Origin of the sequence: Streptomyces sp., from assembly GCF_019510245.1 — a bacterium.
Classification (GTDB): domain Bacteria; phylum Actinomycetota; class Actinomycetes; order Streptomycetales; family Streptomycetaceae; genus Streptomyces.
On sequence record NZ_JAEKKT010000388.1, the window covers coordinates 1 to 7,411 of the forward strand.

Below are 7,411 nucleotides of genomic sequence, written 5' to 3' on the forward strand. Positions count from 1 at the left end.
TGGAGGAGCGTACGGACAACCGCGACAAGGACATCTCACTGACGTCGGTACGCGCCCAGATGAAGGCCATCAAACGATGGGGCCGCCAGGCACCGTCCGACCTGTCGGCGATTCGCCAACCGGTACTCGTGGCAAACGGCGAGAACGACCGGATGGTGCCCAGTCAGAACACTGTCGACCTGGCCGCCCGACTGCCCAAGAGCGAGCTCGTCCCCCTCTACCCGGATTCCGGGCATGGGGGGATCTTCCAGAACCACGAGGACCTCGCCGCAAGGGCGTTGCGGTTCCTCGAGTCCTGAGCTTGGCCGAGTCTGACATGGACCGGTGCGGGTCCCCCCCCAGGGTCGTAGCGCGACCGCTACGACCCGGTGGCCGTCAGAACATCGTGTTGCCGTTGGCGGAGGTCTCCGGCACGTCCTGCACGGCGTCCCAGTGTTCAACGATCTTTCCGTCCCGCACCCGGAAGAGGTCGAGGACCGCCCGGCCGCGCTCGCCCGGTGCATCGACGTAGTGGCTGTGGACGGCCACCAGGTCGCCCTCGGCGATGACCCTCTTCGGCTCCACGCTCAGCTGCGGGAACTGCTCCAAGTACGCGCTCAGTCCGGCCTTCGCGCCGACCACCCCGTCAGGGATGTTCGGGTTGTGCTGGTGATACTCGGGGGCCACGTAGGTGTCGAAGGCGGCCAGGTCCTTGCGGACCATGAGCTGGTCGACGAACGCGGTGACCAGCTTCTTGTTGTAGGCGGTGAACCACCGCTCCCCCGGCACCTCGACCTGCGGCCGGGAGAGGGTGGAGAACATGTCGTTGCCGTTGGCCGTGGTCTCCGGCACCTCCTGGAGGATGTCCCAGTGCTCGGCGATCTTCCCGTCCTGGAAGCGGAAGATGTCGAAGGCGGCGATCCCGCGGGTACCGGGAGCCGGGACGACGTTGGAGTGCAGCAGCACCAGGTCGCCCTCGGAGATGACCCGCTTGATGTCGTACGTGGTGTCGGGGTACTGCTGGCGCCAGGCGGCACCGAACGCCTTGAGGGCCTCGGGGCCGTCGGGGGCGAGGGGGTTGTGCTGGATGTAGTCGGGCCGTACGTGCCGGTCGATGGCGGTCGTGTCGCCTCCGTCGAAGGCGGTCCTGAGGGTCTGGACGGTGATCTGCGACTTCACCGTCCCTTCCACGGTCAGCACGATCTTGCCGGTGGTACGGCCGGTCTCGCCCAGGGCGTGGGCCTTGGCGGCCTCGGCGAGCGGGAAGGTGGCCTCGATGTGGGCGCGCAGGGCGCCGGCTACGACCAGATCGGCGATGGCCTGCATGCCGGCGCGGTCGGCCTCGACGAGGAGGGCCTCGTAGCGGATGCCCCGTTCGGCGATGTCGGCCAGTTCGTCGGGGTCGATGGGCACCGGCAGGATCGAGACGAGGGTGCCGCCCGGGCGCAGCACGGCCAGGGAGCGGGCGCGGGCGGCGGTGTCCAGCGAGATCGGGTCGAGGACCACGTCGATGTCCTTGACGGCCTCGGTGAAATCGACCGTGTGGTAGTCGATGGCCTCGTCCACTCCCAGCGAACGCAGGAAGTCGTGCTTGGCGGCGCTGGCGGTACCGATGACGTGGGCGCCGCGGGACTTGGCGATCTGGACGGCGAGATGGCCGACCCCGCCGGCCGCCGCGTGGATGAGGACGCGCTGCCCGGGCTGGATGTCGGCGGTGTCGACGAGGGCCTGGTAGGCGGTCAAAGCGGCGAGTGGCAGGGCGCCGGCCTGGACGTGGTCGACACCGGCCGGCTTGTGGACGAAGGCGCGGGCGGGCGCGGTCACGTATTCGGCGTGGGCGCCGACCCCGTGGGGGTAGGGCAGCATGCCGAAGACCTCGTCGCCCGGCTTGAACAGGGTGACACCGGTGCCTACGGCCTCGACGACTCCGGAGACGTCCCAGCCCAGGATGAGGGGCAGGCCGTTGGCGGTCATGGGCTGGGCCCGGTTCCACCAGTCGGTCGGGTTGACGCCGGCCGCGCGGACGGCGATCAGGATCTCACTCAACCCCGGTTCGGGCCGGGGCACTTCGACCTCCTTGAGTACCTCGGGGGAACCGTGGGTGTCCTGACGGATGGCGCGCATGGTGGGGGTATCGGAGTTCGTCATCCGTCCAGCGTCGCGGCCTGCAACCCCCGTCGCCATGGCATGAATGCCAACTTTCAACGGGATCACGCCATGGCCTACGTTCGTCGACTCATCGCGTCGACCGTGATCCAGCGGCAAGAGTGCGGGTCCGATACGCTGGCATGAATTACGCCTTTCGACGGGATCACGCCATGACCTCCCCGCACCGAGTCGTCGTCCTGGCCGTGGACGGCGTTTACCCCTTCGAGCTGGGCATTCCGAGCCGGGTCTTCGAGGCGGCGGACGGTCGTTACGAGGTTCTCACCTGCAGCGTCGACGGCCGCCCCGTCCGCACCAACTCCGACTTCTCGATCACCGTCGAGCACGGCCCTGAGGCGCTGCGCACCGCCGACACCGTCGTCATCCCGCCCTTCACCCCCACCGCCGTCACGACAGAAGTGCCGGAGGCCGTCGTGGAGGCGCTCGGTTCCGTCGCCGCCGGCACACGCCTCGTGTCCATCTGCACCGGCGCCTTCGTTCTCGCCGCGGCCGGTCTTCTCGACGGTCGGCCGGCCACCACGCACTGGATGGTCGCGGACCTCTTCCGCGCATGTTTCCCGCAGGTCCTGCTCGATCCGGACGTCCTGTTCATCGACGACGGAGACGTACTGACCTCGGCCGGTGCGGCTTCGGGGCTGGACGTCTGCCTGCACATCATCCGCAAGGACCACGGCAGTGAAGTCGCCAACCAGGTGGCCCGCCTGTGCGTCGTCCCGCCGTGGCGGGACGGAGGACAGGCGCAGTACATCCAGCATCCGGTGCCCGAGGCCACGGCCGGCGGAACGGCCTCCGCCCGCCAATGGGCGCTGGAGAACCTCCACGAGCCCATGACGCTGACGGATCTCGCCGAGCGCTCCCACATGAGCCTGCGCACCTTCGCCCGTCGCTTCACCGAAGAGGTGGGCCTGAGCCCGGGACGCTGGCTGATCCAGCAGCGCGTCGAGCGGGCGCGGCACCTCCTGGAAACCACCGACCAGCCGGTGGACGAGGTCGCCGGCCAGGTGGGCTTCGCCGGCGGCACATCACTGCGAGAGCACCTGCATGCCGCCATCGGCATCTCACCGCTCGCCTACCGGCGCACCTTCCGCGGCGCCCTGTCCCCCGCACACTGAGCACCGCCGCGCAGCTCGCGCTCCGCCGACCCGGCGATGAGCAGGATTTCCCCACCCGCGGCCGGCAGCTGTTTCACGTCACGCGAGCGACGTGTCCTCCAGGATGCGTTCCAAGGATCGTCTACCCGTCCGGCTCATGGGCGGGTTGCTCTTGACGTAGTACCAGACCAACCCCAAGCCGCCGACGTCGAGGATCCCCGCAAGCCGGCCGTCGGACACGAGCACGTTGCCGGGAATCAGATCGCAATGGGCCATGGCGTCCTCAGCCGCACCTCGCGGCAGATCACGCAGAGTTGCCCAGATTCGGCGCAGCCGAGGGACGTCCAGGAGTTGCTCGCTGTTTCTGAAACAGGTCTCCATCCACGCGTCGTGGGACCGCAGGTCGCCTCCTCGACCTGTGCCGGCGAACGTGCGGCCCTGCGTGCCGATCGCGCGTAGGTCGCCGATGAGATCGGCCAAGTCACGGGCGAACGCAGACGATTCGCCCGGGTCCTCGTCGGCGGCCACGACGCCGGGCAGCCACGTCTGCACCGACCACGGAAGCGGGTAACCTGCTCCGGGTTCGCCCAGCGCGACCGGCTCGGGCGTGGGGAAACGCGTGCGACCTGCCAGCTCGCGAGCCGCTTCCGCCTCGGACTTCAGCCAGCGCCGCGTCGACTCGACGTCTGCGGACTCAAGAGGGAATCGAGCGGCGAGCCGATCGCCGATCCGGAAGACGGCGTTGACCGTACCCTGCGACACGATGCTCTTGACCGGCAGGCTGCGCCATTCAGGAAACTGCTGGTCTACCAACATGCGCACCGTCTCGGGTAACACGGTCAGCTGGCTGGCGTGCATTTTCATGGTGGAAGCATTCGCGTCACGATCTTCGATCGCAACCCATTTCCCGTGTAGAGAAGCAGCCACGAAACCAGCGGGCATGCGGCTCACACGGGACAGTTCTCACGACCGTGATCTGGCCGTTGCCGGTGGCGGCTCAGGGCGCGGGGAGTGGAAAGAGCATGCAACTGCTGGTGGCGTGGGCGAGCAGGCGGTCTCCCTCGTCGACCAAGTGAGCCTGCGCGAGAGCGGTTTGGCGTCCTTTGTTGACGACCGTGCCGATGGCGCGGACCTTGCCGGTGTCCACGGTGATCCGCCGGAGGAACTTCACGGTCAGATCAAGCGAGGTGTATGCCGTGCCCTGCGGCAGGGTCGACTGGACCGCACCGCCGGCCGCCGAGTCGAGCAGGGTGGCGTAGACCCCTCCGTGCACGCTGCCCAGGGAGTTGTAGTGCTCCTCGCCCGGCATCACCGAGAAGACCACGCGGCCCTCCTCCACCTCCTCGAGGGCGAAGTCCAGAGCGGCTATGAGGGGCGGTGGGGGCAGGCGGCCCTCGAGCAGGTCGCGCAGCACCTCCACGCCCGAGACGCGTCCTGCGGTTGCTCCCACAATCGCGGGATCCTGCCACTCATACGTACGCGTCCGTCCCACGCCCCTGCCTCTCCACCTGGGTTCGAGATTTGAACCTAGCCATGGCGTACCTGACTGTCAATGATGAAGCCAGGGAGCCACTCCGGCGGGACGAAATGGCACCCGAAGTACGTCAGACGCGCTGCCAGGAGTCCAGCAGGGCGAGGACGTTTTCGATCCCCTGATCGAGGAGCTCGTTGGCGAGTTGGGTGTCGGTCAGGGCACGGGAAAGCTGCAGCGTTCCGGCCATCAGGCCGAGGAGGCTCAGCGCCTTCACCCGTGCGGAGGGCGGGTCCTCGGGCGCCATGCGGGCGGCAATGCCGTCGATGAGGATCAGCACGCCGTCGGTGTACGCCTGCCTGGTTGACTCGGTGGAGCGCCCGATCTCGTCGAGCAGCGCGGCGTTGGGGCAGCCGTCGCCGAGGCTCTCGCGGTGCCAGGGCGACAAGTACCCGCGCACGATCTGCTCGAGTCCGGCACGGCCGGGCTCAGCGGCCGCGACGACGTTCTCGGCCTGCGCCGTCAACTGGTCGGCGATGGCCGTGGTGACGAGGTCGTCCTTGGATGCGAAGTGAGCGTAGAAGGCACCATTGGTCAGGCCCGCGTCCTTCATCAGGGTGGAGACCCCGGAGCCGTCGATACCGTCCTGCTTGAACCGGCGGCCCGCCGTCTCGATGATCCGCCGCCTCGTCTCCGACTTGTGTTCTTTGCCGTACCGCACCACGCCACACGCTCCTTCGCCGGCCGGAAGGACCGGTTGCCCTTCACCGACTCAGCCAGTCTATGGTATTGCAAACGTAATCCAAAGAGTCGACGGAGGGGCGAAGGGCGAGCGGGCGTGGTGCAGCATCAGCGAGGGCGGCACGGGCCGGATTTCATTCGTGCTGTTCGGCGTCTATCAGTGCGAGGGCGTTGCGGATCCCCTGTTCGAGGAGCTGGTCGGCGAGTTGCCGGTCGGTGAGGGCGCGGGAGAGTTGCAGGGTGCCGGCCATCATGCCGAGGAGGCTGAGTGCCTTGAGACGTGCTGATGGCGGGTCGTGGGGCGCCAGGCGGGCGGCGAAGCCGTCGATGAGGACCAGCGCGCCGTCGGTGTAGGCCTGCCGGGTCGCGTCTGTGGAGCGTGCGATCTCGTCGAGGAGGGCGGCGTTGGGGCAGCCGTCCTCGATGTCGTCACGCTGCTGGGGGGAGAAGTACCAGCGAATGATCTGTTCCAGGCCGGCGCGGCCGGGTGCCGCCTGCGCGACGATGTTCTCGTGCTGGGCGCGCATCTGGTCGGCGACCGCGGTGGCGACCAGGTCGTCCTTGGACGTGAAGTAGGCGTAGAAGGGGCCGTTGGTGAGCCCCGCGTCCTTCATGAGCGTGGCGACCCCGGAGCCGTCGATGCCGTCGTGCTTGAGGCGGCGGCCGGCCGTCCTGATGATACGCTGCCTTGTCTCCTGCTTGTGTTCTTTCGGGTACCGCACGATGTGTTCCTCCATCGCGAGGGCAGCCGGGGCGGGTGCTCCGGCTGCCTCCTGGTCGGGTCAGTGTGCCGCGCCTGCAAGCAAGGCCGGGAAGTTGATCCTCGCGGTCTGCAGTTTCGGGTCGTGGGGGTCGGGGACCCCGCCGTCGGTGATGTAGAGCCGGTCGCCGCGCACCGCGGTCGCGGAGGGCGAGGCAAGTCCGTCCGCGCTGGTCAGGACGGGCTTGTAGGTGCCGTTGGGGTAGATGACCACGACCCTGTCCGGGCCGTTGTTCGAGGAGGAGCCGTTCTGAGCCGCGAACACCACATCGGAGAAGGGGGTCAGGAAGCTGAGATCGTCGATGTTGGGCAGGCCGCCCGCGATCTGGTGGATGGGGCCGGCCGTGCCGGTGGGGGTGACCGGTACCCGCAGCAGGGTGCCCTTGTTGAAGTTGCTGATCCACAGGGCGCCGTTGTGGAACCTGAGTCCGTTGGCGCCGATCGGCAGGGCTTCGGTCGGTACCGGTGCGAGAGCGGTGTCGGTCAGCCACGGGGTCACCGGTCCGCCCGAGGCCGGAGCGGACCAGACGGTGCCCTTGAGGCTGTCGGCGATGTAGAGGGTGCGTCCGGTCGGGTCGACGGCCAGCCCGTTGGGGCCCGAGTCGGCGGGCAGAGCGGCGACGCGCTCGGAGGTACCGTCCGCAAGCAGCTTGTACACGCCGTTGCGGTCCGCGTTGCCCGGGGCCCACAACGCGTAGTAGACGGTGCCGTCACTGCCACGGGCGTTGCCGCTGATCGCCTCTCCCACCTGCCCGGTGGCGAGTACCGTGCGCTCTCCGGAGGCGGAGATGCGCATCAGCTCAGGACCGTGGGTGCGCTGGCACACCGCGCAGCTGCCGAGCAGGGACAGGGTCACCGAGCCGTCGGGGTTGGCGGTGATGTTCTCGGGGATCTCACCGGCCGCGAAGTCGAACGTCGCGGCGGTCCGTACGTCGGTGACCACGGACCCGCTGGACGAGTGGCCCGTCCATGTCGACGCGGACACGGACGGGGCCGAGGCCAGGACCGCCGCCGCCGCGGTGACCGCCAGCGCGATGCCGACGTTCCTCTTCAGAAAACGCCTTGTGCCGGATGCACTGCGCCGGGCCGTGTGCTGGTGTTGCTGCTGCATGACTCTCCTAGGTAAATCATGAGTGGCTGATCAATGGGCTTTGGGAGACCGGGAGGTCAGGCGGGCAGACGGCTGTTGTTGCGGGTCTGCTT

8 protein-coding genes and 1 pseudogene are annotated in these 7,411 nt (G+C 68.3%); 2 read left to right on the forward strand and 7 right to left on the reverse strand.

Features of this window, described 5'->3' with window-relative positions; all coding sequences use genetic code 11:
• Positions 1-299: alpha/beta hydrolase (locus tag JF597_RS52500; RefSeq protein ID WP_294013992.1), on the forward strand; the 299-nt coding region annotated here is incomplete at its 5' end.
• A 76-nt stretch (positions 300-375) separates the two neighbouring features.
• Here JF597_RS52500 and JF597_RS52505 read toward each other — a convergent pair.
• Positions 376-1,179: a nuclear transport factor 2 family protein gene (locus tag JF597_RS52505; RefSeq protein WP_294013998.1), complete on the reverse strand. Its 804-nt coding sequence runs from the start codon at positions 1,177-1,179 to the stop codon at positions 376-378.
• Positions 1,165-2,103 (reverse strand): annotated as a pseudogene (locus JF597_RS52510) (NADP-dependent oxidoreductase); the annotation flags it as partial. The gene JF597_RS52505 and the pseudogene JF597_RS52510, both read right to left, overlap by 15 nt.
• Positions 2,104-2,297: 194 nt before the next feature.
• Here JF597_RS52510 and JF597_RS52515 point away from each other — a divergent pair.
• Positions 2,298-3,257 (forward strand): helix-turn-helix domain-containing protein, encoded by a 960-nt coding sequence (locus JF597_RS52515; RefSeq protein ID WP_294013993.1) that lies wholly within the window; start codon positions 2,298-2,300, stop codon positions 3,255-3,257.
• A 78-nt stretch (positions 3,258-3,335) separates the two neighbouring features.
• On the opposite strand, the gene JF597_RS52520 is transcribed toward JF597_RS52515, so the two are convergent.
• The 5 genes from JF597_RS52520 to JF597_RS52540 form a co-directional block, all read right to left on the reverse strand.
• A complete protein-coding gene (locus JF597_RS52520; RefSeq protein WP_294014000.1) occupies positions 3,336-4,100 on the reverse strand; it encodes a phosphotransferase in 765 nt (254 codons plus the stop codon).
• A gap of 133 nt (positions 4,101-4,233) precedes the next feature.
• Entirely contained in the window at positions 4,234-4,728 is a 495-nt protein-coding gene (locus JF597_RS52525) for a PaaI family thioesterase (protein ID WP_294013994.1), read from the reverse strand.
• A gap of 112 nt (positions 4,729-4,840) precedes the next feature.
• Positions 4,841-5,431: a TetR/AcrR family transcriptional regulator gene (locus JF597_RS52530; RefSeq protein WP_069758598.1), complete on the reverse strand. Its 591-nt coding sequence runs from the start codon at positions 5,429-5,431 to the stop codon at positions 4,841-4,843.
• Between the two features lie 151 nt (positions 5,432-5,582).
• Positions 5,583-6,173, reverse strand: coding sequence for a TetR/AcrR family transcriptional regulator (locus JF597_RS52535; RefSeq protein ID WP_294014002.1), 591 nt, complete (start codon positions 6,171-6,173; stop codon positions 5,583-5,585).
• A 57-nt stretch (positions 6,174-6,230) separates the two neighbouring features.
• Entirely contained in the window at positions 6,231-7,319 is a 1,089-nt protein-coding gene (locus tag JF597_RS52540; RefSeq protein ID WP_294013996.1) for a hypothetical protein, read from the reverse strand.
• Positions 7,320-7,411 lie beyond the last annotated feature (92 nt).